Source organism: Amycolatopsis arida, from assembly GCF_900115565.1.
Taxonomy (GTDB): domain Bacteria; phylum Actinomycetota; class Actinomycetes; order Mycobacteriales; family Pseudonocardiaceae; genus Yuhushiella; species Yuhushiella arida.
The window spans coordinates 654,796-679,498 of record NZ_FOWW01000002.1 but is presented as its reverse complement, the minus strand read 5'-3'; the positions used below and the strand labels follow the sequence as shown (position 1 = coordinate 679,498).

At 72.8% G+C, this 24,703-nt stretch carries 21 protein-coding genes; 8 read left to right on the top strand and 13 right to left on the bottom strand.

Features of this window, described 5'->3' with window-relative positions; all coding sequences use genetic code 11:
- Positions 1 to 38: 38 nt before the first annotated feature.
- A complete protein-coding gene (locus BM051_RS07985) occupies positions 39 to 950 on the top strand; it encodes an aldose 1-epimerase family protein (protein WP_092529356.1) in 912 nt (303 codons plus the stop codon).
- A 120-nt stretch (positions 951 to 1,070) separates the two neighbouring features.
- On the opposite strand, the gene BM051_RS07980 is transcribed toward BM051_RS07985, so the two are convergent.
- Positions 1,071 to 2,222, bottom strand: coding sequence for an acyl-CoA dehydrogenase family protein (locus BM051_RS07980; protein ID WP_092529355.1), 1,152 nt, complete (start codon positions 2,220 to 2,222; stop codon positions 1,071 to 1,073).
- Positions 2,223 to 2,327: 105 nt separating this feature from the next.
- On the opposite strand from BM051_RS07980, the gene BM051_RS07975 reads away from it, so the two are divergent.
- The 3 genes from BM051_RS07975 to BM051_RS07965 all read left to right on the top strand — a co-directional run bounded on the left by BM051_RS07975 (position 2,328) and on the right by BM051_RS07965 (position 5,413).
- The gene (locus BM051_RS07975) at positions 2,328 to 2,945 is read left to right on the top strand and encodes a TetR/AcrR family transcriptional regulator (protein WP_279587015.1); all 618 of its coding nucleotides are present in this window, start codon (positions 2,328 to 2,330) and stop codon (positions 2,943 to 2,945) included.
- The gene (locus BM051_RS07970; protein ID WP_092529354.1) at positions 2,942 to 3,892 is read left to right on the top strand and encodes a carbohydrate kinase family protein; all 951 of its coding nucleotides are present in this window, start codon (positions 2,942 to 2,944) and stop codon (positions 3,890 to 3,892) included. Before BM051_RS07975 ends, BM051_RS07970 begins: the two co-directional genes overlap by 4 nt.
- Positions 3,893 to 4,111: 219 nt before the next feature.
- Positions 4,112 to 5,413, top strand: a complete 1,302-nt coding sequence (locus BM051_RS07965; protein WP_092529353.1) for a citrate synthase — start codon at positions 4,112 to 4,114, stop codon at positions 5,411 to 5,413.
- A gap of 97 nt (positions 5,414 to 5,510) precedes the next feature.
- Here the strand turns inward: BM051_RS07965 and BM051_RS07960 are convergent, their stop codons facing one another.
- The 4 genes from BM051_RS07960 to BM051_RS07945 all read right to left on the bottom strand — a co-directional run bounded on the left by BM051_RS07960 (position 5,511) and on the right by BM051_RS07945 (position 9,923).
- Positions 5,511 to 6,659 carry an ABC transporter permease gene (locus tag BM051_RS07960; protein ID WP_092529673.1) on the bottom strand — a complete coding sequence of 383 codons (1,149 nt, stop codon included), beginning with the start codon at positions 6,657 to 6,659 and terminating at the stop codon, positions 5,511 to 5,513.
- A gap of 50 nt (positions 6,660 to 6,709) precedes the next feature.
- Positions 6,710 to 7,636, bottom strand: coding sequence for an ABC transporter ATP-binding protein (locus BM051_RS07955; RefSeq protein WP_092529352.1), 927 nt, complete (start codon positions 7,634 to 7,636; stop codon positions 6,710 to 6,712).
- Positions 7,637 to 7,716: 80 nt separating this feature from the next.
- Positions 7,717 to 9,276, bottom strand: coding sequence for a glycerol-3-phosphate dehydrogenase/oxidase (locus BM051_RS07950; protein ID WP_092529351.1), 1,560 nt, complete (start codon positions 9,274 to 9,276; stop codon positions 7,717 to 7,719).
- On the bottom strand, positions 9,273 to 9,923 hold the full coding sequence (locus tag BM051_RS07945; protein WP_092529350.1) for a TetR/AcrR family transcriptional regulator: 651 nt from the start codon (positions 9,921 to 9,923) through the stop codon (positions 9,273 to 9,275). Before BM051_RS07945 ends, BM051_RS07950 begins: the two co-directional genes overlap by 4 nt.
- Before the next feature lie 16 nt (positions 9,924 to 9,939).
- On the opposite strand from BM051_RS07945, the gene BM051_RS07940 reads away from it, so the two are divergent.
- Positions 9,940 to 11,571, top strand: coding sequence for an FAD-binding oxidoreductase (locus tag BM051_RS07940; RefSeq protein ID WP_092529349.1), 1,632 nt, complete (start codon positions 9,940 to 9,942; stop codon positions 11,569 to 11,571).
- A gap of 1,129 nt (positions 11,572 to 12,700) precedes the next feature.
- On the opposite strand, the gene BM051_RS07935 is transcribed toward BM051_RS07940, so the two are convergent.
- The 6 genes from BM051_RS07935 to BM051_RS07910 form a co-directional block, all read right to left on the bottom strand.
- Positions 12,701 to 13,558 (bottom strand): PRC and DUF2382 domain-containing protein, encoded by an 858-nt coding sequence (locus tag BM051_RS07935; protein ID WP_092529348.1) that lies wholly within the window; start codon positions 13,556 to 13,558, stop codon positions 12,701 to 12,703.
- Between the two features lie 339 nt (positions 13,559 to 13,897).
- Positions 13,898 to 14,581: a hypothetical protein gene (locus BM051_RS07930; protein WP_092529672.1), complete on the bottom strand. Its 684-nt coding sequence runs from the start codon at positions 14,579 to 14,581 to the stop codon at positions 13,898 to 13,900.
- Positions 14,582 to 14,624: 43 nt separating this feature from the next.
- A complete protein-coding gene (locus BM051_RS07925; protein ID WP_092529347.1) occupies positions 14,625 to 15,884 on the bottom strand; it encodes a peptidase C39 family protein in 1,260 nt (419 codons plus the stop codon).
- 100 nt (positions 15,885 to 15,984) lie between these two features.
- Positions 15,985 to 16,386, bottom strand: a complete 402-nt coding sequence (locus BM051_RS07920) for a PaaI family thioesterase (RefSeq protein WP_092529346.1) — start codon at positions 16,384 to 16,386, stop codon at positions 15,985 to 15,987.
- 56 nt (positions 16,387 to 16,442) lie between these two features.
- Positions 16,443 to 18,173, bottom strand: a complete 1,731-nt coding sequence (locus BM051_RS07915; RefSeq protein ID WP_092529345.1) for a TIGR03767 family metallophosphoesterase — start codon at positions 18,171 to 18,173, stop codon at positions 16,443 to 16,445.
- A 158-nt stretch (positions 18,174 to 18,331) separates the two neighbouring features.
- Positions 18,332 to 19,960: a long-chain fatty acid--CoA ligase gene (locus BM051_RS07910; protein WP_092529344.1), complete on the bottom strand. Its 1,629-nt coding sequence runs from the start codon at positions 19,958 to 19,960 to the stop codon at positions 18,332 to 18,334.
- 440 nt (positions 19,961 to 20,400) lie between these two features.
- On the opposite strand from BM051_RS07910, the gene mihF reads away from it, so the two are divergent.
- Together mihF and BM051_RS07900 are read left to right on the top strand one after the other, a co-directional pair.
- Entirely contained in the window at positions 20,401 to 20,712 is a 312-nt protein-coding gene (gene mihF, locus BM051_RS07905; protein WP_092529343.1) for an integration host factor, actinobacterial type, read from the top strand.
- A gap of 245 nt (positions 20,713 to 20,957) precedes the next feature.
- Complete coding sequence (locus BM051_RS07900; RefSeq protein WP_243859222.1) at positions 20,958 to 22,136, top strand: isochorismate synthase; 1,179 nt, start codon at positions 20,958 to 20,960, stop codon at positions 22,134 to 22,136.
- A 91-nt stretch (positions 22,137 to 22,227) separates the two neighbouring features.
- Here the strand turns inward: BM051_RS07900 and BM051_RS07895 are convergent, their stop codons facing one another.
- Complete coding sequence (locus BM051_RS07895; protein ID WP_092529342.1) at positions 22,228 to 22,917, bottom strand: 4'-phosphopantetheinyl transferase family protein; 690 nt, start codon at positions 22,915 to 22,917, stop codon at positions 22,228 to 22,230.
- 121 nt (positions 22,918 to 23,038) lie between these two features.
- Between BM051_RS07895 and BM051_RS07890 the strand changes: the two genes are divergently transcribed.
- Positions 23,039 to 24,208 (top strand): acyl-CoA dehydrogenase family protein, encoded by a 1,170-nt coding sequence (locus BM051_RS07890; RefSeq protein ID WP_092529341.1) that lies wholly within the window; start codon positions 23,039 to 23,041, stop codon positions 24,206 to 24,208.
- Between the two features lie 133 nt (positions 24,209 to 24,341).
- Here BM051_RS07890 and BM051_RS07885 read toward each other — a convergent pair whose 3' ends face one another.
- Positions 24,342 to 24,677, bottom strand: a complete 336-nt coding sequence (locus tag BM051_RS07885) for a hypothetical protein (RefSeq protein ID WP_092529340.1) — start codon at positions 24,675 to 24,677, stop codon at positions 24,342 to 24,344.
- Positions 24,678 to 24,703 lie beyond the last annotated feature (26 nt).

Below are 24,703 nucleotides of genomic sequence, written 5' to 3'. Positions count from 1 at the left end.
CACGACCGGTCATCCAGCCGGCCGGTACATTCGCGCGCATGGCGTATCGCACCGGCGAACAGTTCGAGCTCACTCGGGGCAGTGCCCGTGCCGTGGTCACCGAGATCGGGGCCGGTCTGCGCGCGTTCGAGATCGGCGGCACGCCGTACGTCGAGTCGTTCGACCCGGAGGAGTCGCCGCCGAAGGGCGCGGGCCAGGTCCTGCTGCCGTGGCCGAACCGCACCAGGGACGCGCGCTGGACCCACCGGGGTGAGCCGCAGCGGCTGGAGGTCACCGAGCCGCCGCGCGGCAACGCCATCCACGGCCTGGTGCGGCGCAAGGAGTGGCGGCTGGTCGAGCACGCCGAGTCGGCGATCACGATGACGGTCGACGTGGTGGACGAGCCGGGCTGGCCGGTGCCGCTGCACGCGGTGGTCAGCTATGACCTCGCGCCGCGCGAGCTGACCGTGACCCACGAGGTGCGCAACGAGGGCACCGAGCCGATCGGGTTCGGCGTGGGTACGCATCCGTACCTCCGGATCGGTGACGTGCCGACCGACGAGCTGACGCTCACGCTCTCCGCGACGCGGGTGCGGCCCCACCTGCCCGACGAGCAGCTGCCCTACGGCCCGGAGCAGGACGTGGCGGGCACCGGGTACGACCTGCGCGAGGGGCGGCGGGTCGGCGAGCTGGACCTGGACACGACGTTCACCGGGCTGCGAGCCGGCGCCGACGGCCGGTACCACCACCTGCTCGCGCACGCGGACACCACGGTGGACGTGTGGACCGAGCCGGCATTCGGATGGGTGCAGGTGTTCACCCCGGCGGACCTCGTCGGCCGGGGTCGCGCGGTGGCGGTCGAGCCGATGACCTGCCCCGCCGACGCGCTGAACTCCGGCACCGACCTGATCCACCTCGACCCCGGCGAGTCGTGGCGGGGCAGCTGGGGCATCCGCGTCGTCACCGGGTGATATCCGTTCCGGGGTGGTTCCCGGGTGTTGATCCGTGCAGGGTGTCCCAGCCGGGCCCGAACGTCGAACTCGCGGTCCCGAACGGAGATCTCGCCGTTCCGAACGGAGCTCTCGTGGTCGTCAGGATCGCTTGAGCTCGCGGGCGATGACCAGGCGCTGGATCTGGTTGGTGCCCTCGAAGATCTGCGGCACCTTGGCCTCGCGCATGTACCGCTCGGCCGGGAAGTCGCGGGTGTAGCCGGCGCCGCCGAGGACCTGGACGGCGTCGGTGGTCACCTTCATCGCCGCGTCGGTGGTGACCAGCTTGGCCACCGACGCCTGGCGGCGGAACGGCAGTCCGCGGTCGCGCCGGCGCGCGGCGTCGAGGTAGGTCGCCCGCGCGCTGTCCACCGCGGCGGCCATGTCGGCGAGCAGGAACTCCACGCCCTGGAAGTCGATGATCCGCCGGCCGAACTGGCTCCGCTGCCTGGCGTAGGCCACCGCCTCGTCCAGCGCGGCCTGGGCGAGCCCCACCGCACACGCGGCGATGCCCAGCCGCCCCGAGCTCAGCGCCGACAGCGCGATCCGCAGCCCCTCGCCCTCGTGCCCGATCAGCCGGTCGGCGTCCACCCGGGCGTCCGAAAAGATCATCTGCGCGGTCGTCGACGCGGTCATGCCCATCTTGCGCTCGGGCGGCGCCGCCGACAGCCCGGGCGTGTCCGCCCCCACCAGCAGGCAGCTGATGCCCCTGCTCCCGTCGGCGGTCTCCCCGGTGCGCACCATCGTGGTGTAGAAGTCGGCCTCGCCGCCGTGGGTGGTCCACGCCTTCGTGCCGTTGACCACGTAGACGTCGCCCTCCCGCCGGGCCCGGGTGGACAGCGCGGCGGCGTCCGAGCCGGCGTGCGGCTCGGACAGTGCGTACGCGCCGAGCAGGCCACCCTCCAGCATGGCCGGCAGCCACCGGTCCCGCTGCGCGTCGGTTCCGTGATGGGCCAGCGCGAAGCAGGACATGGTGTGCACGCTCAGCCCCACCCCGACCGACATCCACGCGGCCGCGATCTCCTCCAGCACCTGCAGGTAGACCTCGTAGGGCACCTCGCCGCCGCCCCAGCGCTGCGAGTAGGGCAGCCCGAGCAGCCCGGACTTGCCCAGCAGCCGGAACTGCTCGCGCGGGAACCGGCCGGCCTCCTCGTACTCGCCGGCGATCGGCGCGAGCTCCTCCCGCGCGATCTCCCTGGCGAGCGCGACGAGGTCCTCGGCCTCGGTGGTGGGTAAGAGGCGGTCGGCCGGCATGACGTCCTCCGGGGTAACAGCAGGGTTCGGTACCGAAAATGGTACTGCAGGTCCGTTCGCAGTACTATCAGCGGCGTGCGCAGGGGCTCCGCGTACGCTCGCCGCGTGCACACCGGATCCTCGCCCGCCCGGCGCCGCCCCACGGCCCGGCAGCGGGCCCTGCTCGCCGCGCTCGAGGAGCTGTTCCTCGCCGAGGGGTTCATGGCGTTCACCCTCGATGACCTCGCGGCCCGCATGCGCTGCTCGAAGTCGACCCTGTACGCGCTGGCGCCGAGCAAGGAGCAGCTCGCGGTGCGGGTGGTCGGCCACTTCTTCAAGGGCGCCACCGAGCGGATCGAGCGGCGGATCGCCGGCGTCGACGACGCCCGCGAGGTCATCGAGGTCTACCTGGCCGGAGTGTCCGAGGAGCTCAACCGGGCGTCGGCGGGTTTCATGCGCGACGTGGCGGAGTTCCCGCCGGCTCGGCAGACCTACGAGCGGAACTCGCACGCCGCCGCGGACCGCATTCGGGAGTTCATCGCCAGGGGCGTGGCCGACGGCGTGTTCCGCGACGTGCACGCCGGGCTGGTCGCGGAGATGGCCGGGGTCCTCGTCGAGGCCATCCAGACCGGCGTGGTGCGCGCCCGCACCGGCGTCTCCGACGCCGAGGCGTTCACCGCGCTGGCGGAGCTGCTGCTCGGCGGTATAGCGGTGGCTCGCCGGTGGGATAGCATCGCCGGGTGATCGTGGTGGGTGGTGAGGCGCTGGTCGACCTGGTGCCGGACGCGTTCGCTGAGATGTCCACTGTGGAGAACGGGCTCCGGCCGCTGTGGCCGCGGCTCGGTGGCGGGCCGTACAACACCGCCCTCGCGGCCGGTCGGCTGGGCGCGCCGGTCGCGTTCCTGTCCCGGCTGTCCACCGACCGGTTCGGCGACGCGCTGCTCCGTCGGCTGCACAGTTCCACAGTGGACACCTCGCTGGTGCAGCGCGGGCCCGAGCCGACGACGCTGGCGGTGGTCGCGCTGGACGACCACGGCACGGCCCGCTACACCTTCTACACCGAAGGCACCGCCGACCGGCTGGTCGCCGACCCCGGCCCGCTGCCGGCCGAGGTGTCCGCCCTGTCCCTCGGCACCCTCGGCATGGTGCTCGAACCCGGTGCCAGCACCTACGAGGTCCTGCTGCGCCGCGCGGCGGCGGCCGGCACGCTCACCGTGCTCGACCCGAACATCCGCGCCGACCTGATCGCCGACCCGCCGGCCTACCGCGCCCGCTTCGCCTCCTGGCTTCCCGACGTCGGGCTGCTCAAGCTGTCGGTCGACGACGCGGCCTGGCTGGCCGACGGGGTCGACCCGGAGGCGGCCGCACGGTCCTGGGTGGACGACGCCGGGGTGCGGGCGGTGGTGCTGACCTGGGGCGCCGGCGGCCTGTCCGTGCTGACCGCGACCGGGGTGTCGGTGCGGGTGCCGGTCGTCCCGGCCAGGGTGGTCGACACCATCGGCGCCGGCGACACCGTGCACGGCGCGTTGCTGGCCTGGCTGCACGGCCACCGCGTCGCCGACCCGGCCTCGCTCGGGGAGCGGGAGTGGCGGGCCGCGCTCCGGTTCGCCGCGCGGGCCGCCGCGATCACCGTCTCCCGCAGAGGCGCCGAACCGCCGGCGGCGGCCGAACTGGACCTCGCCCAGTGCTGATCGCCCGCCGGATCCGCTCGCGCGTGTGAACCTTGTCCCAAACGGTTAGCTGCCGGTAACCCAACGGCTGCGCGTGAGCGGCCCGGTCGACTAGCGTAGGTACGAACTCATACCCCAGCGGGGCGGTGCGCGGCGAGGGCCACTCCCTCGGCGTGCCGGCGAGGCGGCCCGCGGAACCCGAGGGCGCCGCCGTCCCGTGTGACCGTGAGAGGGACCCGTATGTCCGACGCGACAGCCGGAAAGGTCGTGCTCCGCCTGCCGACCGGCGACGAGCACGAGTTGAAGGTGGTCCAACCCGTCGAGGGCGCCCCGGGGATCGAGCTCGGGAAGCTGCTGGCCTCGACCGGCTACATCACCCTGGATCCCGGCTTCGTCAACACCGGTGCCGCGTGCTCCGCCATCACCTACATCGACGGCGAGCAGGGGATCCTGCGGTACCGGGGTTATCCGATCGAGCAGCTGGCCGAGCGCTCCACCTTCATCGAGGTCTCCTACCTCCTGATCTACGGCGAGCTGCCCACCGAGCAGCAGCTGCGCGAGTTCAGCTCGCGGGTCAACCGGCACACCCTGTTGCACGAGGACCTGAAGCGCTTCTTCGACGGCTTCCCGCGCGACGCGCACCCGATGCCGGTGCTGTCCAGCGCCGTCTCCGCGCTGTCCACCTTCTACCAGGACTCGTTGAACCCGTTCGACGAGCCGAACGTGGAGATGTCCACGATCCGGCTGCTGGCGAAGGTGCCGACGCTGGCGGCCTACGCCTACAAGAAGTCGATCGGCCAGCCGTTCCTCTACCCGGACAACTCCCTCGGCCTGGTGGAGAACTTCCTGCGGATGACCTTCGGCCTGCCCGCCGAGCCGTACGAGGTCGACCCGGACGTGGCCAAGGCGCTGGACATGCTGTTCATCCTGCACGCCGACCACGAGCAGAACTGTTCCACCTCGACGGTCCGGCTGGTCGGCTCGTCGGAGGCGAACCTGTTCGCCAGCGTCTCCGCCGGCATCCAGGCGCTGTTCGGCCCGCTGCACGGCGGGGCGAACGCGGCCGTGCTGGAGATGCTGGAGGGCATCCAGGCCGAGGGCGGCGACGTCGCCAAGTTCGTCGAGCAGGTGAAGAACAAGGAGAAGGGTGTCCGGCTGATGGGCTTCGGGCACCGCGTCTACAAGAACTACGACCCGCGCGCGAAGATCATCAAGAAGACCGCCGACGACATCCTCGGCAAGATCGGTGGCAACGACGAGTTGCTCGACATCGCCAAGCGGCTGGAGGAGACGGCGCTGTCCGACGACTACTTCGTCGAGCGCAAGCTGTACCCGAACGTCGACTTCTACACCGGGTTGATCTACCGGGCGCTGGGCTTCCCGACGAAGTACTTCACCGTGCTGTTCGCGCTGGGCCGGCTGCCCGGCTGGATCGCGCACTGGCGGGAGATGATCCAGGACCCGGCGACCAAGATCGGCCGCCCGCGGCAGATCTACGTCGGCGCCAAGGAGCGCGACTACCTCCCCATGAGCGAGCGCTGACCGGAGAACGGTCGCCCGAACGACGAAGGCCACCGGCTCGAGTGCCGGTGGCCTTCGTCGTTCCCGAGTCGTGCCGGCCCTTCAGCCCTTCAGCCCTTCAGCCCTTCAGCGCGTCGCGGAGCTTCATCCTGGCGCCGGTGTGCAGGACGGCGTTGCGGTAGACCCTTCCGGCCAGCCAGGTGAACAGCGCCACCGTGAGCAGGGTGAGCACGATGGACAGCCCGATCTGCCAGAGCGGAGCCACCCCGGTGGCGATCCGGCCCGGCATCAGCACCGGGGACAGCAGCGGGATCATCGACACGACCTCGCTCGCGGTGCTGTCCGGGTCCTGGATCAGCAGGTTCAGCCCCACGACGAAGCCGATGATCAGCACCATGGACACCGGGGTCAGCACCGACTGCGCGTCCTCCTGCCGGGACACCAGCGATCCGGCACCCGCGTAGACCGTGGCGTAGAGGAAGTAGCCGAGCAGGTACCACACGAGCCCCCACAGGATGGTCCCGACCGCGACGCCGGACAGGGTCAGCACCCCGGTCGCCGTGGCCATCACCAGCCCGGCACCGGCCAGGATCAGCAGTTGGGTGAGCCCCACGAGCCCGACGCCGAGCACCTTGCCCAGCATCAGATGCCACGGCCGCACCGTGGACAGCAGGATCTCCACCACCCGGCTGGCCTTCTCCTCCACGACGCCCTGCGCCACCAGGCTGCCGTAGGTCACGATGCTCATGTAGAGCAGGAACACCATGATCAGGCCGATCACCAGCCGTTGGCCGTTGGTGTCGTCCTCCTGCTCGAGCGGGATGACCCGCACCTGGGTGGCGGCCACGTCGGCCAGTACCTGGTCCGGGTTCACCCCGGCCTCGACCAGCTTCGCGCTCAGCACCTCGTTCCTGGCGATGCCGCCCAGCGCCGCGCGCAGTTGGTCGTCCAGGCTCTTGTCCACCACCACGGTCAGGTCCGCGGCGCTGCCGGTCACCAGTGCGTCCAGCTCACCCTCGGCGACCTGCTCCCGCCCCGCGGCCGGGTCGGCCACCGTGGTGGTCTCGACGTCGAGGCCGAACGCGTCGGCCTGCTCGCGCAGCGGCTGGGCGATGCTCGCGGCCTGCCCGGCGAGCCCGACCCGCTTGGTGTCCATCCCGCTGAACAGCGACGCCTGCAACAGGAGATAACCCGCCAGCACGACCAGGATCACCGCGGTGCCCAGGACGAACGACTTCGTGCGCAGCCGGGTGTTCAGCTCGCGCATCGCGACCAGGCGGACCGCGGCCGCCGGGGTGATCGAACGGTGGGGGGTGGTCACTGGACGGTCCCTTCGCCGGTGCGGTCGTCGGAGACGGCGCTGCGGAACAGCTCGGTGAGCGAGGAGCGGTGCCGGCGGAACTCGGTCACCGGTCCGGTGGCGAGCGCGGCCGACAGCACGACCTGGTCGTCGGCGCCGGGCTGCAGCTCCAGCTCGGTCCGGCCGCCGTTCTCGTTCAGCACCCGCACCCCGGGCACCGAGGCGGCCCAGCCGGAGGGCGCCTCCGGCGCCGCGACGGTCAGCCGGGTGTCGGCGCCGGCGGTCAGCTCGGCGACGCCGCCCACCGCCACCATCTGTCCATTCCGGATGATCCCGACCCGGTCGCACAACCGTTCCACGAGGTCGAGCTGGTGGCTGGAGAACACCACGGGGACACCGCCGGCGGCCTTCTCCCGCAGCACGTCGCTCATCACGTCGACGGCGAGCGGGTCGAGCCCGGAGAACGGCTCGTCCAGCACCAGCACCGCCGGGTCGTGCACCAGCGCGGCGGCCAGCTGCACCCGCTGCTGGTTGCCGAGGCTGAGCTTCTGCACCTCGTCACCGCGCCGCTCGGCCAGCCCGAGCCGGGCGATCCAGTGCTCGGCGCTGCGGTGTGCCTCGTTGGTGGACAGGCCGTGCAACTGGGCCAGGTAGACGAGCTGGTCCAGCACCTTCATCTTCGGGTACAGCCCGCGCTCCTCGGGCATGTACCCGATCTGCGTGCGGGTCTCGTGAGTGATCGGCTGCCCGGCGAAGCGCACCTCGCCGGCGTCGGCGGCCAGCACTCCCAGCGCGATGCGCATCGCGGTGGTCTTGCCGGCGCCGTTGCTGCCGACGAAGCCGAACAGCTCGCCGGGACGGACGTCGAAGGTGACGGCATCGAGGGCGACGATGTCGCCGTACCGCTTCGACACGTGGTCGATCTCCAGGGCACGGTCAGCCAAGGGACTCTCCTCGGGTCGCTGCCGGTGCCGGCGGCGTTCCGCGCGGCCGGGCAGCGCCTAGCATAGGGACGTTGCGCACTCTAGGGGACCGCGAGGCCGGCGCGGGCGCGTTCGACGAGGTCCCGCACGGTGTCCTCGGCCACAGCGCGATCCGCGAGGACGAGACCGAGCCGGGTCCGCCGGTCCAGCACGTCGGCGGCGTCGAGCGCGCCCTCGTGCCGCACCGCCCACACCACCTCGGCCGCGGTGACCGGGCACCCGGGGAACAGCGGCGCGGCCAGCGCCGGATCGACCTCGCCGAGCGCGGCCACCCGGGGCGCCTCGGTGCCGTACCGGGCCACCAACCGCTCCGGTGCTTCCACAGTGGACAGGGCGGCGCGGGGCGCGGCGCCGACCAGCGGCAACCGGGAGGTCCGGCACGGCCCGACGCGCAGCCCGGCCGCGGCCACCGCCGTGTCCACCGCGTCCTCGGCCATCTTCCGGTAGGTGGTGAGCTTGCCGCCGACCACGGTGATCACCCCGCTCTCGCCGGTCAGCACGGCGTGCTCGCGGGAGAGGTCGGCGCTCCTCCCGGTCCCCTCGAGCAGCGGTCGCAGCCCCGCGAAGCGGCCCAGCACGTCCCGCTCGGTCAGCGGCCGCGCGAGCACGGTCGAGGCCACCTCGAGCAGGAAGTCCACATCGGAGGGTGGGACGTCCGGGACGTCCGGGACGGGCCCCGGCAGCGGCTCGTCGGTGAGCCCGAGGTAGGTGCGTCCGTCCGGTTGCGGCAGCAGGAAGACGAACCGGTTGGTCTCGCCGGGCACCGGCGCCAGCACGGCCGTGTCGCCGAGCCCGGTCGCGTGAGTGTCCAGCACGAGGTGTGAGCCGCGGGACGGCGCCAGCCGCACCGAGGGCGCCAGCTCACCGGCCCACACGCCTGTCGCGTTGACCACCTGCCGGGCGCGCAGCTCCACCTCGTGGCCGGTCACCTCGTCGCGGGCGCGCACCCGCCGGCCGTCGGCGTCCAGCGCGCGCAGCCGGGTGAGCACCCGCGCGCCGAACGCCGCCGCGGTCCTGGCCAGCGCCACGACCAGCCGGGCGTCGTCGGTCAGCGCGCCGTCGAAGGAGAGCAGCCCGCCGCGCAGGCCGGGCCGGGCGAGGCCGGGCACCAGGGCGAGCGCCTCGGGGGCCGGCACCGAGCGCGGCCGGGGCAGCACCGCCGACGGCGTGCCGGCGAGGCGGCGCAGCGCGTCCCCGGCGTGCAGTCCCGCCGCGACGAGCGCCCGCCGAGCTCGCCCGCCGGGGACGTCGTAGCAGGGGAACAGCTGGGCCATCGGGCGGGTGAGGTGCGGGGCCGTGCGGGTCATCAGCACGCCGCGCTCCACCGCGCTCTCCCGGGCCAGCGCGACGTCGCCCTTCGCGAGGTAGCGCAGTCCGCCGTGGACCAGCTTGCTGGACCAGCGCGACGTGCCGAACGCGAGGTCGTGCGCCTCGACCAGCGCCACCGAGAGCCCGCGGGCGGCGGCGTCCAGCGCGATCCCGGCGCCGGTGACCCCGCCGCCGACGACCAGCACGTCCACCGTCTCCCCGCCGGCCAGCCGGTCGAGCTCGATCTCCCGGCGGCGGGCGTTCAGTGCCGCCGGGGTCGACGCCGGGGTCATCGGGCGGCCGGGTCGGGGCGCAGCGCGGCGTCGAGCAGGTGCCGCAGCTCGGCCAGCAGGTCCGCCTCGGCGAGGTCGGCGGTCGCCGGGCGCAGCGACAGGACGAACGACTGGGCGACCAGCAGCACCGCACGCACCTGCGTCGCCCGGTCGCCCCGCCGGATCGAGCCGTCGGCGTGGCCGGCCGCCACGTGCGCGGCGAGCACCTGCTCGGCGAGCCGCTGGGTGGCGCCGAGCCGGCGAACGACGTACGGCATGACCAGCTCGGCGTCGAGGTCGAGCACGGTGCGCATCAGCGGGTCGGCCACGAGCTCGCGGACCGCGGCCGTCGCGGTATTCACCAGGCGTTCCCTGGCGGTGGCGCCGCTGCCGCGGGCGCTGGCGGTGCGGAGCACGGCGCCGAACTCGCGGGTCATCAACGCGGCCAGGATGCTGCGCACGTCCGGGAACCGGCGGTACAGCGTCATCCGGCTGACCCTGGCGGTGCGCGCGATCTCGGTGAGGGTGGTCCTGCGGACACCGGCGGCGAGCACGCAAGTGCGCGCCGCGTCGAGCAGGACGTCGTCGGACACCCGGCTGGCCGCGGCCCGGCTCCGGACGTCGGCCAGTGCGCTGGTGCCCCGACCCGTGTGACGTTTGTCCTCCATGTGTCACACTGTAGCGGTGACCGAGATCCTTGACCACCGGCTGCGCGGGGCCTGGACACCCGAGGGCGCCGCCGCGGCACACCTTCCGGACAAGGCCGTGCGCTGGCTCACCCAGCGTATCGGCCCGCTGGGGGCGGACGCACCGGTCGCGCCCGACTCGGCGCTGGCCGTGCCGGACTCCCGGCTGCCGTCCGGCGCGCGTGCCGCGCTCGCCGGCGTGGTGGGTGCCGAGCAGGTGACCACCGACCGCGCCGAGCGGCTGGACCGCGCCGGCGGACTGTCCTATCTCGACCTGCTGCGCAGGCGGCATCCGGCGTCCGGGCTGTCCGTGCCGGACGCGGTGGTGCTGCCCGCGGACCCCGCGGAGGTGCAGCGGGTGCTCGAGGTGTGCGCCGCCCACGACGTGGGGGTCGTGCCGTTCGGCGGTGGGACGTCGGTGGTCGGCGGGGTCGCCGCGCTGCGTGGCGACAAGGCGGCGGTGGTCGCGCTGGACCTGGAGCGGCTGGACCGGCTGGTGTCGGTGGACCCCGAGTCGCGGATCGCGGTGTTGCAGGCGGGGGTGCGCGGGCCGGAGGCGGAGCGGTTGCTCGCTCCGCACGGGTTCACCCTGGGACACGTGCCGCAGTCGTTCGAGCGGGCCACGATCGGGGGGTTAGCCGCCACCCGGTCGGCGGGGCAGGCGTCGGCGGGCTACGGGCGGTTCGAGGACATGGTGACCGGGGTGCGGCTGGCCACCCCGAGCGGTGAGTGGCGGTTGGGGGTGGCGCCGGCGTCGGCGGCGGGGCCGGACCTGCGGCACCTCGCGGTGGGCAGCGAGGGCGCGCTCGGGGTGATCACCGAGGTGGCGGTGCGGGTGCGCCCGGTTCCCGGCGTGCGGCGGTTCGAGGGGTTCGTCGTGGACGGCTGGGAGCGGGCCGTGGGCGTGGTGCGCGCGCTGGCGCAGGACGGGTTGCTCGCCGACGTCACCCGCCTGTCCGACGTGGACGAGACCGGGGTGTCGCTGGCGCTGAACGCGGGTTGGAAGGCGGCGGCGCTGCGCGCCTACCTTGCGGCGCGGCGGGTGGCCGAGCCGTGCCTGCTGGTGCTCGGTTGGGACGGCCCGTCAGCGCGCGCGGTGGCCGCGCGCCGACGGGAGACGGTGCGGCGGTTGCGGGCAGCGGGGGCCGTGGCGCTGGGTGCCGGTCCCGGCGAGGCGTGGCGGCGGGGGCGGTTCTCCGGGCCGCGGCAGCGGGACGCGCTGCTCGACCTCGGGGTGTGCGTGGAGACGTTGGAGACGGCCGCGTACTGGTCGCGGTTGCCGGAGCTGTACGCGCGGGTGCGGGCGGCGCTGCGTGGCGCGTTGGCGCGGCCGGTGGTGATGTGCCACCTCTCGCACGCCTACGAGACGGGGGCGTCGCTGTACTTCACCGTGCTCGCCGCCCGGGACGGCGCCGGCCCCATCGGGCAGTGGGAGCGGGCCAAGGCGGCCGCGTGCGCCACCATCGCCGACGGTCCACTCGGGACGGTCTCGCACCACCACGGGGTGGGGGTGGACCACGCGCCGTACCTGGGTGCCGAGGTGGGTGAGGTCGGCCTTTCCGTGCTGGCGGCGGCGAAGCGGGCGGTGGACCCGACCGGGATCCTCAACCCGGGCAAGCTGCTGCGCTGACCGCCGAGTCCGCCCACGCTGCCCGTCCGACGTCGGGTCCGGCGTGGCCGCTTTCGACCACGGGGTGCCGGTGCCCGCCGGCTGCGGTGGCTCGGGCGGCGGGTTCGGCTGATGCAGTCGGGTTGCCCACCGTGATGCGCTCGCTCGGACACCTGGGTGTCGTGGTGGTGGGGTGGCAGGTTGGGCAGGTGTTGGGTCACGAAGCACCCGAGAGCAGACTCCCAACAGCGGGAGCGAGATCGGACATCGCGCGAGTACCGTCGAAGTTCGCGCGGAGAACCCCGTGAGACGCGAAGAACCCGTGAGACGCCCCGTTTAACGCGAAGAACCTGTTAGACGCGGAGAACCCCGTTCAACGCGAAGAACCCCTTGGAGCAGCCCCCACCCGCTCCGGGGGACCGGCCCCGCTTCCACCTTATCGCTGGTCGGGGTGTGCGGAAGAGGGTTCGGAGAAGTGTGGACAACTCGAGGCGTTTCAGGGGGCCGGCGGCTCCGTTCGTTCCGAGCTCCACCCGTTCGAGGGAAGCGCCGGGGTCAGCCGGTCGCGACGTGGCGGGAGCCGCTGGGTCGGGCGTACGAGTAGGGGCACGCCGCCGTCGCTCACGGGGCCGGCGGTATCGCGTGCCGCGATGGCTCGAGAGCGGCGCGTTCGGCTGGTGCGGCTGGGCTGCTCACCACGGTGCACTCGGTCATGGGTCGCCGGCGTCGTGATGGTGCGTGTGGCGAGTTGGACCGGTGCCGCACCGACCTGCTCGGTCATGGGTTGCCGGTGTCCGCGGGCGCCGGTCGGTACGAAGGCCGGTCGAGTCGGCGGTGCGGCGCGTTGCCTGCCGGAGGGCCGAAGCGTGGTGCGGCCGTCCACAGTGTCCAGTATCTCGATCACGCCGGCCTGCTCAGCGACGAAGGTCAGCCTTCGCGGTGGCGCAGGCGGGCTCCGCCGATGCGCGACACCAGCGGCACGCCCGTGACGGTGCCCGTGCCGGCCGCCGGTGTCGTGGCCAGCAGCCACGGCCAGTGGGCCGCCGGCCGCCGGCCGGTCGGTGTCAGGACGGAAGTGGGCCGGGTGGGGCGGGCGGTCTCGCGGATCCACCCGGCACCACGTCCCTCCGGGGCGCCGGTCCTGGAACAGCTAGGACCGTCGGCCCCGTCGTCGGGTGTCCCGCCGGGTGTCGTCGTCGACCTCGATGCGCTCCTTGCGCACCTGTCCGGAGACGGTCTGCTCCTCGGTGACCTGCTCGGTGCCCATCCGCACCCGCTCGACCGGCACGGACTCGGTCCGCACCACCGGCCGCTCGGCGCGCAGGGTGACCTCCCGTTCCTCCTCACCGATCTCGGCGGTGCCGGCCCGCCCGCGGTCGGCCTCACTGATCGGCTCGCGCTCGATCCGCACCTCCTCGCGGCGCACCGGCACGTTCACCTGCTGCTCGTCGGTGACCACGTACTTGCGCAGCCGCACATGGCCGGTCTCCTCCTGCTCGGTGCCCACCCGCAGGCGCTCCTCCGAGCGAACCATGGTGTCGCGCTCGTCCTCGCGGGCGGGCTGCCGTCGCCCGCCGGCCCGCGCCTGGGTCCCGGCCGGGGGTGCCCCCTGGGTGCCGGTGCGGTGCCGGCCACCCGGGGCGGTGTCCTGCCGCTCCTGCCGGGGGACCCCGCCGGGTCCGGTGGACCGGTTTCGCATGGTCATCCCGTAGTAGCGGTACAGCTCCTCGCTTTCCCTGGCGGAGAGCTGCCCGTCGGAGTCGATCCGGGGCGCGTCGGTGACCTTGCCCTTGTCGACCGCGACGTGCAGCCCCTCGTCGTCCAGCCTGGACCCGGCCAGCGGGGCGAAGCTCTCCTTCTGGCCGAACAGTCCGGTCTTGACCGTCACCCACTCTGGCTGGTGCGTGTCGTCGGCGAGGTAGACCATGCCGATCTTGCCGATCTTGTTGCCGTCCCGGTCCGTCACCTGCGTGCCGACCAGGTCCTGCGCGTGCAGTTCACGGGTCATCGCTACCGCTTCCCTTCGCTGTGCTCGTCGAGAGGTGTTCGCGGCCGCACCTCCACGATTGACCGCTGTGGACGGCGACGCAACCGGCCGAGTCACTCACAGGAGCGAATTCCGCACTGGAGCCCGCCCACACGGGCCCGGCTGGACCGTTGGCGCCCCGAGTTGTCCACAGATTCCCCGACACGCCGTCGTGCCCCCCGAACCCCGGTAGACTGGGCTCGGGGCCGGCCCCCGGGATCAGGGTGGGGGCTGGGTAAGGGCGGGATGTCGAATTCGCGCTGGTTTCGGTGCGGGTTCATGGTGCGCGTTCATGGCAAGCGTCGAACGGCGGGGCGCCGGTCAGACGAGGGTGACGTCCAAACCGTGGGTGCCGGCGGGGGTGCCGGGAAGCTCGCGCACCTCGTGCTGGGCCACCTCGGCGGCGCGCACCGGGCGTCCGGCGACCAGCAGTGGCATCCGGCGCTCCGTCGCCGCGACGTAGGCCAGCGGCGCGCCCACCACCGCCCCGTTCTCCAGGCACACCCGGCCGCCGTGCACCCGCGCCAGGTGGTAGCGCGACCCGCGCCCCTCGCAGCGGTCGAGCACGGCCACCTGCTCCGGCGTGGCCAGCCACACCGCGTGCCACTCCACCACGCCGGGCAGCGCCGCCAACGTCACCGGCCGCTGGTCGTCGCGCACCCGCTGCCCGTACGCCCACACCGCGGCCAGGTCGCGGCACTCCGCCCGCAGCACCACCACCGGCCCGGCCAACCCGAGGTTCGCCCGCAGCCAGCCGATCTTGTCGGGGCACGCGTTCGACCCGTACGCCAGCACCGGCGACCGCCCGGCGATCCCATTTGCTCCACAATGGACCAACCAGTCGTCGAGGTCGACGTCCCCGGCGCGCCAACCCCCCGGCGCGGGGCGCAGCGGGAAGCACCGGCCGTCGTGCTGGACGAACGAGCATCCGGGCCGCGCACCGGGGTACGGGTCGGCCGGGAAGTCGGTCTCGGCGAACGGCGGAGGCAGGCTCGACAACGGCATGTTCACGGGTCGACGAACGGGCGGGCTGGGCGCGTGGACCGGGTCACGGGCGGATCAGGTAGACGATCCCTCCCGGCCCACTCGCCACCTTACCGTTCGCGTCGTACCGCTTGGTTCGCTGCCAGATCGTCTCGAACTGCGCCCGCGGGTAGACGTTGCGCACACCCTCGTTCGTGTTCGAGGCCGGGTCGTTGACGATCACGTCCCCGTTCTCGGTGAACCCGACCACGACCATGATGTGCCCCGCCGTGCCGTAGCCGGCGCCGTCCAGCTCGCTGGACAGGAACGACTGCGACGTGATCACCGGGATCCCGCGGGCGATGTACTCCTCCAGTTCGGCCAGCGAGTGCAGCCGGGTGATGTGCCCGCGCAACCCGTACCGCGCCGCGTAGGCGGTGTTGAACGGCCAGTTCCCGGTGCCGCGGTAGGAGTAGTCGTAGGTGTGGCGCGCCGCGTGCGCCACCGTCGGGTCGACGTAGTCGGCGGGAAGCCAGGACAGCTCCTCCCGGCTCGGCCCACGCCCCCAGTACTCCACCACCATCTGCGTCGACGTCGGGCTGCACCAGTTCTGCCCGCCCCCGCCGTACTCCGGATACTGTCCCTTGTGGAGGTTCTGGGCGTGCCGGGGGACGGGCAGCTCGATGCCGCGGGCCCTGCCCGGCGGCGAGATCGGCACGGTGAACCGGTCGGGCACCGCCGAGACCATCGCCCCCACGGAGCGGACCGTCGGCGTGACCCGGCTGCCCGCCTCCCGGTACAGCGTCACTCGCACCTGGTAGGACCGCAGCGCCACGCCCGGCCGCGTGACGAGGGTGTCCACGCTGACGGAGGCGTGCTCGTCCCGCTGCCCGGCCACCGTCGTGCGCCGGATGTCCTCGTCGCCGTGCGCCCACTGGCCGAGCACGTACCACGCCGTCTCCGCGCCGGCCTCGGTTCGCCCCCTGGTCTCCACCTGCAACCACGTCCGCTCCGGCGTCCGCGCGTTCCACGACGCGACCAGCTCGGTCGCCCCGAACCCGTGCCGGTACTCCGGCGAGGTCCACGTCGCGTACTCGTACGTGCGGGTGGTGCCCAGTGTCGGCTCGGTGCGCTCGACGGTGCCGATTGGCCGGACCAGCCGCAGCCCGCGCGACCCGACCGACACGCCCTCCGGCGTGCCACGGGCGAAGTCCCGCGGCCACGTCCACTCCTGGTAGTCGATGGCCTCCTCACCGCCGCTCGGGTCGGCGCTCGCGGTGGGCACGACCACCGCCACCGTCGCCAGCGCCGCCACCACCGCCGTCGTGATCAGCCGTCCGCGCATGCCGCTCCAACCCTCGTCCATGGCCGCTACCGAAACGATTGGCAAGGATTTTCGCTCGCCGGAGCTGTCGTGTAAACACTTGACCCCGAAATCCGCGCGGTCAGCGCACCGCCTGCGTCTGAATGGTCTTCACCACCAGCCGCCCCGCGTCGTCGTGGACCTCGGTCTCCACCACGACCACCGCCCGGCCGGCGTGCAGCGGGCGGGCCGACGCCGTCGCGTACCCCTCCCGAACGGCGCGCAGGAAGTTCGTCTTCGACTCGATGGTCGTGGTGCCGCCCGCCCCTTCCGGCAGATTGTGGAACGCGCACACCGCGCCGGTGCTGTCGGCCAGCGCCATCAGTACGCCGCCGTGCAGCACCCCGCCCAGCGTGCACAGCGACTCCGCCCAGGCGATCCGGCCGCGCACGAGCTCGGCGGAGTTGGCGAGCACCTCGACGCCGAGTCGCTCGGTGAACGGCATGGTCCGGTGGAACAGGGCGGTGCCCTCGGTGTCGATCATGTCGGAGAGTCTGCCCCCGGGGTAGTCGCCGGTCGACTACCCGGGAGGTAAGGGCGTCACCGCAGTGGGTGGGTCAGCACGAGCTCGGCGTTGCGGTCGCCGGGCGCGCCGGCCCTCCCGGCCTCGGCGTGCAGGTCGTTGTAGGACAGCTCCCGGTAGTGCGCGGCGAGCGCCCGCGCGGCGGTGTCGGCGTAGTCGGCGGCGTAGGGCGCCTCGGCCTCGACCAGCGTGGTGAACAGCGAGAGGGTGCCGTCGGCGTTGTCGGTGACCTCGATGATCCTGGCCAGCTGCGGAAAGTCGATGTGCGAGGCGGTGTTGACCTCCCAGAAGCTCTGCCGCGGTGTCCTGCCGGTGTGCGGGATCAGCGCGTTCTGGTGGGTGTGCCCGTTCACCCAGGCCAGCACGTTCGGGAAGCGGTGCAGCAGGTCGACGAACGTCGGCCCGGTGAGCCGCGGCTCCAGCGGGTGCCGCAGGTCCGGCAGCACGTTGCCCATCGTGCCGCTGGTGTGGTGGCTGAACAGGATGAACAGCTCGTCGGTCACGTCCTGGCTGACCCTGCCGCCCCACGCCGTGTAGTACGTCGAACTGGCCCTGCGCAGCGTCCGCTCCACCCACAGGTACTGGCCGAGCCCGATGGAGCCGTCGGCGAACCCGCCGAGCGTGGTGGTGTCCAGGCTGATCCCGGTGATGCCGGGGGCGATCCGGAACGTGTAGTAGACGTCCCTGCCGTCGGCGTTGCCGTCGGTGAACCCGTGCCCCACCGGCCCTGGTCCGGTGTTGGCCGGGTCCAGGTGGGCGCGGACGAACTCCGCGGTGGTGAACGGTCGGCGCCGCTCGTCCGGGGTGACCTCGCGGACGGTCCCGGAACCGCCGAAGAGCTGGGTGACCGGGACCGACGCGCCGGGGGTGCGCAGCGCGTCGGCCAGCGCCCTGCTGGCGCCGTCGTCCTTGCCGATCACCTTGTACCGGCCGGTGTACCAGTGCTCGATGCTGGGGATGCCGGCCGGCAGGGTGCCGACCGGGGTGTCGTCGTGGTTGCCGAAGGTGCAGTACCACGGGATCCGCAGCCCGGGCGAGGTGAACGGGCTGATGGCGGCGTCGAGCAGGCCGGGCACCCGCGGGAAGCCCTTGCGGGTGTAGGCGTCGTCCAGCGCGCGGCCCGGGTTCCAGTAGTGCGCGGAGCCCGAGTCCTGCACGCCCTCGTATCGGCTGGGGTCGCCGGTGTTCGGGGTGACCGTGCCGCCGTTGAGGATGTCCAGGAACCAGGCGAGCTCGACGTGTTCGTGGTTGTCGGTGTTGTCGCCGGTGGTCATCATGAAGTCCAGCGGCCGGCCGGTGACCGGTCCGCCGGCCAGCGCGTTCACCCTGTTGACCAGCGCGGTGGTCGCCACCGGGCCGAGTGTCTCCTGTGGACGGTGTGCGGAGCCGACCAACGGGTGCAGGTACTCGAACCGCGCCGGGCACTGGGCGTCGGTGATGTGCAGGTCGGTGAACTGTGCGAACGAGGCCAGCGCGGTGCGCCGGTCGTCCCGGCCCGCGGCGGCGGGGGCGAGGTCCTCGCGCACCACCAGGGGCCAGCCCGGCCCCGCGGTGAGCCGGGAGTACGCCGGGCCCGGCGTGACCGGGGTGGCCACCGACTCCAGCGTGGTGCCCGCGGGGTCGACGGTGCGCCGGACCGACTCGCGCAGCGCCCGATCGAGCGCGTGCGCGGTCGACGTGCTCAGCAGCAGGCCGATGCCGGAGACCCCGGCGGCGGTGACGAACCCACGTCGACTCAACTCGGCCATGGCGCTCCCCGGTCACTCGATGTCCTCGGCGGTACCACGCACGGTGCCGCCCGAGGTTAGCCGAGCGGGAAACACCACGGAAGCAAAACCCGAAGAATTATCACGTTCGGCCTAACGGGAGAACGCCATGAAGGCCACCTTCATGGCGTTCGGGCGGGCTACAGGTGGGTGATGTCGAGCCTGCCCTCGGCGTGGAAGGCGCGCAGCCGCTTCTTGTCGAACTTGCCGACGCTGGTCTTGGGCACCTCCTCGACGAACGTCCAGTTCTCCGGCAGCTGCCACTTCGCGACCTTGCCGGTGAGGAACTCGCGCAGCTCCTCCGGGGTCACCCGCTGCCCCTCGCGGACCACCACGGCCACCAGCGGCCGCTCGTCCCACTTCTCGTCCGGGACGCCGATCACCGCGGCCTCCGCCACCGCCGGGTGCGCCATCACCGCGTTCTCGAGGTCCACCGAGGAGATCCACTCGCCGCCGGACTTGATCACGTCCTTGGCCCGGTCGGTGAGGGTGAGGAACCCGTCCGGGGTGATCGTGCCGACATCGCCGGTGCGCAGCCAGCCGTCGTGGAACTTCTCCGGGTCCACCGACCGGCCCCCGTGGTAGGACGCGGCGATCCACGGGCCCCGCACCTCCAGCTCTCCCACGCTGGTGCCGTCCCACGGCATCTCCCTGCCGTCGTCGCCGATCAGCCGGGCCTGCACGGACGCGGGGAACCGGCCCTGCGTGTAGCGGTACCGCCAGGCCTCCTCCCCGGTGGCCGACGCGGGCGGGCGGGCGACACTGCCCAGCGGGGACGTCTCGGTCATGCCCCACGCGTGCAACACGGGCACGTCGTGCTCCTCCTCGAAGGCGTGCATCATCGCCGGCGGCGCGGCCGACCCACCGACCACGACCTCGCGCAGGTGGGAGATGTCCTGCGGGTTGGCCTCGAGGTGCTGCAGCAGGCCCTGCCAGATGGTCGGCACCGCCGCGGCGAAGGTCGGCTTCTCCGCGGCGAGGATCTCCGCGATCGGGCCGGGCTGGAGGAACCGGTCCGGCATGACCAGCGACGTGCCCACCATGAGCGCGGCGTAGGGCAGGCCCCAGGACATCGCGTGGAACATCGGCACGATGGCCAGCGCCCTGTCGTCCTGCGCCAGCCGCATGCTGTCACTCATGCACACCTGCATGGAGTGCAGCCAGATCGAGCGGTGCGAGTAGGCGACGCCCTTCGGATCGCCGGTGGTGCCGGAGGTGTAGCACATGGCGGCCGCGGAGCGCTCGTCCACCTCGGGCCACTCGAAGGTGTCCGGCTGCCCGGCGAGCAGCTCCTCGTAGTCGTGCACCCGCACGCCCTCCGGCGCCTCCAGCGCGCCGGCGTCGCCGCCCGTCACGACGACGTGCCGGACGGTCTCCAGCCTCGGCAGCTGCTTGGCCAGCAGCGGCACCAGCGTGCCGTCCACGATGATCACGTGGTCCTCGGCGTGGTTGGCCACGTACACCAGCTGGTCGGGGAAGAGCCGGATGTTGAGGGTGTGCAGCACCGCGCCCATCGCGGGGATCGCGACGTAGGCCTCGAAGTGCTCCGCGTTGTTCCACATGAACGTGCCGACCCGCTGGTCGCCGGTCACCCCGAGGCCGCGCAGGGCGTGCGCGAGTTGGGCGGCGCGCCGGCCGACCTCGCCGAAGGTCGTGCGGCGGGAACCGGCCCCGGTCCAGGTGGCGATCTCGCTCTCCGCGTGAACGGTGCTGCCGTGCCGCAGCAGGGTCGCGAGGGACAGTTGGCCGTCCTGCATCGTGCTCAACATGGGGCAACTCCCGCGGTAGGTCGTGCGCTCGACGAGTGAACCAGGTCACGGGCGACTCTAATCGGCGCAGGCCAGGCCCGGCATGTGCACTGTGCACAACGGTGACGGAGAGTCGCTGGGCCCACCGCCACCCCCGCCATGCGGTCCGGGGTGGGGTGCGCTCCCGGCCCAGTCACCCGGGTGGGCGATCACAGCAGGTCGTGGCGTGACCCCGCCGGGTGCCCCTACCGGGTCGAACGTGCGTGTCGATTTCCCGAGTCGACCCGGGTGGCGTTTACTGGGCCCTGGTAGCGACGGCTTTACCAGCGCTTGCGTCAGCAAGCAGGGAGGCGGTTGCCGCTGAGGGCCCCGGTCGGCGCCCCGGTGGGCGTGCACCGACACGGACACCGACACCGCCGGCGCCGAGATGGGGTGGACACTGAGAAGGAAGGACTAGTGCGTTGGCTCTGCCTACGTTGACTCCGGAGCAGCGGGCGGAAGCCCTGGCCAAGGCGGCCGAGGCCCGCAAGGCGCGCTCCGAGCTGCTTGCGTCGATCAAGTCCGGCAAGCAGAGCATCGAGAAGGTGCTCCAGCGGGCCAAGGAGGACAAGACCATCGGCAAGACCAAGGTCACCCAGCTGCTCAAGGCGGTGCCCGGTCTCGGCACGGTGAAGGTGAACGCCCTGCTCGAGCAGGCCGGCATCGACCCCGACCGGCGGGCCGGCGGCCTCGGTGAGCGCCAGCGCGAAGCGCTGATCCAGGCGCTGAAGTAGGTCGTCCCGGCATCAGCCCGACCGGTCGGCCCGTGCGGGAAGCTTCCCGCACGGGCCGACCGGTCGGGCGAGCTCGCGCGGGTGCGAGGCGCGTCACTATGCGTGCCGGCGATGCTGCTGCTCCCCACCGCGGCATGCTGCACTAGTGGGTGGCGCCGCGGCCGCATGGGACATCCACCGCGGCAGCGCGGCGCCGGCGCCGTCCACGAGGTGGCGCCCGACCCGCGAGAAGGAGCTGAGGTGCCGTGACGGTGACGCACGAGCGCAGGGACACCCACCCGCTCACCCCGGAACGGCTGCTCGACTCCTACGTCGCCGGCGACTTCTTCTTCGCCACCAGGCAGCACACCATCCTCGGCATCGGCCGGCGGGAGGTGCTCACCGCCGTCGACCCGGCACGGCTGGCCGACACCGTCGCCGCTGAGCTCACCGACCTCGGCGCCCCGCTCGCCGTCGGGGTGCTGCCGTTCGACACCACCGCCAGCGGCACCAGCCCCACCCGGATCGTGGTGCCCCGGGACGTCCGGATCGCCGGCCCCGCCCACCCCGCCGCGGCCACCCTCACCCGGCGCACGGTCGGCGTGCCCATCGGCGTCCGGGCGGTACCGCACCCCGCGCGGCACGAGGAGGCCGTCGCGCGCGCCCTCACCGAGCTGCGCCACCGCGACCTGCGCAAGGTGGTGCTGGCCAGGGCGCTGGACGTCGAGTTCGCCGATCCCGTCCCCGCCGAGGCCGTCCTGCGCAACCTGGTGCGGGACAACCCTGAGGGCTACACGTACGCGGCGGGCCTTCCCGCCGGCAGGGTGCTCGTCGGCGCGACGCCGGAGCTGCTGATCTCCCGCCGCGGCACCAGGGTGTTCGCGCACCCGCACGGCGGCTCGGCGCCCCGCTCGGCGGACCCGGCCACCGACGCCGCCAACGCCGAGGCGCTGCTCGCCTCGGAGAAGGACCACGCCGAGCACGCCGTCCTGCGCGAGGCCGTGCTCGAGGCGTTGCGCCCGCTGTGCCGCTCGCTGACCGCGCCGGACACCCCGTCGTTGGCCGCCACCCCGACGATGTGGCACCTGGGCACCACCATCGCCGGTGAGCTCGTCGACCCGGACATCAGCGCGCTGCGGCTGGCCGCCGAGCTGCACCCGACGCCGGCCATCTGCGGCACGCCGACCGACACCGCGCGCGGACTGGCCAGGAGGCTGGAGCCGTTCGACCGCGGGTACTACGCCGGCGCGGTCGGCTGGGTCGACGCCGCCGGCGACGGCGAGTGGGCGGTGGCCATCCGCTGCGCCGAGGTCGCCGACCACTCGCTGCGGATGTACGCCGGCGGCGGCATCGTCGCCGCCTCCGAGCCGGCCGCGGAACTGGCCGAGACCTCGGCCAAGTTCCAGACCCTGCTCCGCGCCATGGGCCTCGACCTCGACTTCTGACCGCGAGAGCTACGTTCGCCGACGGTGAGTCCCGCGTTCGCTGACGGCGAGTTCGCCGTCGCGACCACGCGTCAGTGGCCGGGCGGGAGGGTCAGCCGCGCCACCACCGTTCGGTGACCCGCAGCTCGCCGTCGCCCAGCACGGCCACCGCGGCGCGGTAGCCCTCGCCGGGCTCGAGGTCGGCCATCCGGGTCGTGGCGGGGGAGAGCGCGGCGTCGGTCGACGCGAGCAGCGCCGCCGGCGTCCCCGGCGCCGACAGGGTCAGGCTGCGCAGCGGGATCCGCAGCCCCCGCCCCGTCGCCTTCATCACCGCCTCCTTGCGCGTCCAGTAGCTGAAGAAGGCGTCCGTCCGGTCCGCGTCGGGAAGGGCCCGCAGCGCGCCGCGCTCGGTGTCGTTCAGCGCGTAGTCGATCAGCGAGTCGTCGGCGCCGCGGGTCACGGTCTCGACGTCGAGCCCGACCGGCGCGGCCTCGGTGAGCGCCACCCCGATCCGCTCGCCGGAGTGCGAGATCGACAGCCGCAGCGACGAGCCGGGCACCCTGGGCACGCCGTGCGGCTTCCCACAGTCGTCGCAGGTGGCGTCGAACACCACCGCGGCGGGCGGCCGGCCCAGCCGCTCGCCGGCCAGCGTCTTGGCCAGCACCCGACCGGTCAGGAAGCGCCGCCGGTCGGCCTCCTGCCGGTAGCCGCGGTGGCGCTCCACCTCCTCGGCGGTCAGCAGGGCCAGGAACTCCTCGGCGTTGGGCAGTGGCGTGCTCCACCAGACCGCGCACTCGATCACGGCGTCGAACCTACGGGCAGCCCGGGGCGGGCCGCCACCACGGCCGTCCGCTACCGTGCCTACTAAGCGACCGCTTAGTATAGGAATCGTCAGGGGGGCAGTTCGTGAGGAGCCGAGCCAGATGGATTTCAGCCTGAGTGTCGAGGAGCGCGAGGTCCGCGACTGGGTGCGGACGTTCGTCCAGCGCGAGCTGGTGCCGCTCGAGCAGGAGGTGCTGCGCAGGGAGCGCGCCGGGCGGCCGGGGCTGACCCGCGACGAGCTGACCGAGCTGCAGCTCAAGGCCAAGCGGTCCGGCTTCTGGGGCGTGCAGACCCCCGAGGAGTACGGCGGGATGGGCCTGTCCGCGGTGCTGACCGCGCTGCTGGAGGTCGAGCTGGGCCGGTCCTTCGTGCCGTTCCAGTTCGGCGGCTCCGCCGACAACATCCTCTTCCACGCCAACGCTGAGCAGCGGGAGCGTTACCTGCTGCCGACCATCGCCGGTGAGCGCCGGTCCTGCTTCGCGATCACCGAGCCCGGCGCCGGCTCGGACGCCAAGGCCATCCGCACCACCGCGCGCAAGGACGGCGCGGACTGGGTCATCAACGGCGAGAAGACGTTCATCACCGGTGGCAACGAGGCCGACTTCGCCATGGTGTTCGCCATCACCGACCCGGAGAAGGGCGCCGACGGCGGGGTCACCTGCTTCCTGGTCGACCGGGACATGGGCTGGCGCTCGGAGTACATCGACACGATGGGCGAGTGGGGCCCCGCGTCACTGATCTTCGAGGACGTGCGGGTGCCGGAGCGGCAGATCCTCGGCGAGCTCGGCCAGGGCTTCGCGCTGGCGATGCAGTGGATCGGCCGCGGTCGCTACCTGCTGCCGGCGCGGGCGATCGGCGCCTGCGAGCGGCTGCTCGGCATGGCCATCGAGCACGCCAACACCCGGGAGACGTTCGGCGCTCCCATCGCCAGTCGGCAGGCCATCCAGTGGATGATCGCCGACTGCGGTGTGGAGATCGAGGCGCTGCGCTGGCTGGTGCTGCACGCCGCGTGGCAGGTGGACTCCGGAATGGACTCCCGGCACGCGCAGTCGGTGGCGAAGCTCTACGGTGGGGTGAAGGCCAACGAGATCGTCGACAGGGTGCTGCAGATCCACGGCGGCATGGGCTACACCCGGGAGCTGCCGATCGAGCGGTGGTACCGCGAGTTGCGGCTGCTGCGGATCTACGAGGGCACCGACGAGATCCAACGCCGGACGATCGCCCGCAACCTGCTCAAGGGCCACGTCAAAGTCGGCGGCGGACTCGGCTGAGCGGCCCCTCCGGCACGGACATGCCACCAAGGCCCCCTTGGTCGCGTTTGAGCGCTCCCCTACCGCGCGGGCCTCGCGGTTGTCGCGCAGCGGGCCCATCGGGGGCCTTGGTGGCGTCGAGTGCGGCGGGTGGTCAGCCGCGGTTGCGTTCCCGCTGGGCCCGCAGGGCGATCGGGACGCCCGCGAGGTCCTCCTCGTTGCAGAGCAGCTTCAGGTCGTAGTAGGGCGAACCCTCGCGGTCGTCGTAGTCGAGGTGCACGGCGAGCACGTCCACCGGCTCGCCCAGCCACGCCTGTGCCTCCCGCAGCCACGCGGCGCAGCGCTCCAGCGCCGCGGGCAGGTCGTCGTCGCGGAACTCGACCGGCCGGTAGGGCACGTCGTGCACCTGGTCCCGAGGGTTGGACGGTACCGGGAGCCCGGGTGCGAGTCCGGACTCCGTGAGCTCCAGTTGGATCGTTTCCTCAGTCACCCTTCGAGCGTCCCCCAGCGGCGCTG

Bases quoted from the DNA above. Each gene is read 5' to 3' on its own strand.
- BM051_RS07985 (WP_092529356.1), top strand. From the start codon at position 39: ATGGCGTATCGCACCGGCGAACAGTTCGAGCTCACTCGGGGCAGTGCC.
- BM051_RS07980 (WP_092529355.1), bottom strand. From the start codon at position 2,222: ATGCCGGCCGACCGCCTCTTACCCACCACCGAGGCCGAGGACCTCGTC.
- BM051_RS07965 (WP_092529353.1), top strand. From the start codon at position 4,112: ATGTCCGACGCGACAGCCGGAAAGGTCGTGCTCCGCCTGCCGACCGGC.
- BM051_RS07960 (WP_092529673.1), bottom strand. From the start codon at position 6,659: ATGCGCGAGCTGAACACCCGGCTGCGCACGAAGTCGTTCGTCCTGGGC.
- BM051_RS07950 (WP_092529351.1), bottom strand. From the start codon at position 9,276: ATGACCCCGGCGTCGACCCCGGCGGCACTGAACGCCCGCCGCCGGGAG.
- BM051_RS07945 (WP_092529350.1), bottom strand. From the start codon at position 9,923: ATGGAGGACAAACGTCACACGGGTCGGGGCACCAGCGCACTGGCCGAC.
- BM051_RS07935 (WP_092529348.1), bottom strand. From the start codon at position 13,558: ATGACCCGTGAACTGCACGCGCAGGACCTGGTCGGCACGCAGGTGACG.
- BM051_RS07930 (WP_092529672.1), bottom strand. From the start codon at position 14,581: ATGCCGTTGTCGAGCCTGCCTCCGCCGTTCGCCGAGACCGACTTCCCG.
- BM051_RS07925 (WP_092529347.1), bottom strand. From the start codon at position 15,884: ATGCGCGGACGGCTGATCACGACGGCGGTGGTGGCGGCGCTGGCGACG.
- BM051_RS07920 (WP_092529346.1), bottom strand. From the start codon at position 16,386: ATGATCGACACCGAGGGCACCGCCCTGTTCCACCGGACCATGCCGTTC.
- BM051_RS07915 (WP_092529345.1), bottom strand. From the start codon at position 18,173: ATGGCCGAGTTGAGTCGACGTGGGTTCGTCACCGCCGCCGGGGTCTCC.
- BM051_RS07910 (WP_092529344.1), bottom strand. From the start codon at position 19,960: ATGTTGAGCACGATGCAGGACGGCCAACTGTCCCTCGCGACCCTGCTG.
- BM051_RS07890 (WP_092529341.1), top strand. From the start codon at position 23,039: ATGGATTTCAGCCTGAGTGTCGAGGAGCGCGAGGTCCGCGACTGGGTG.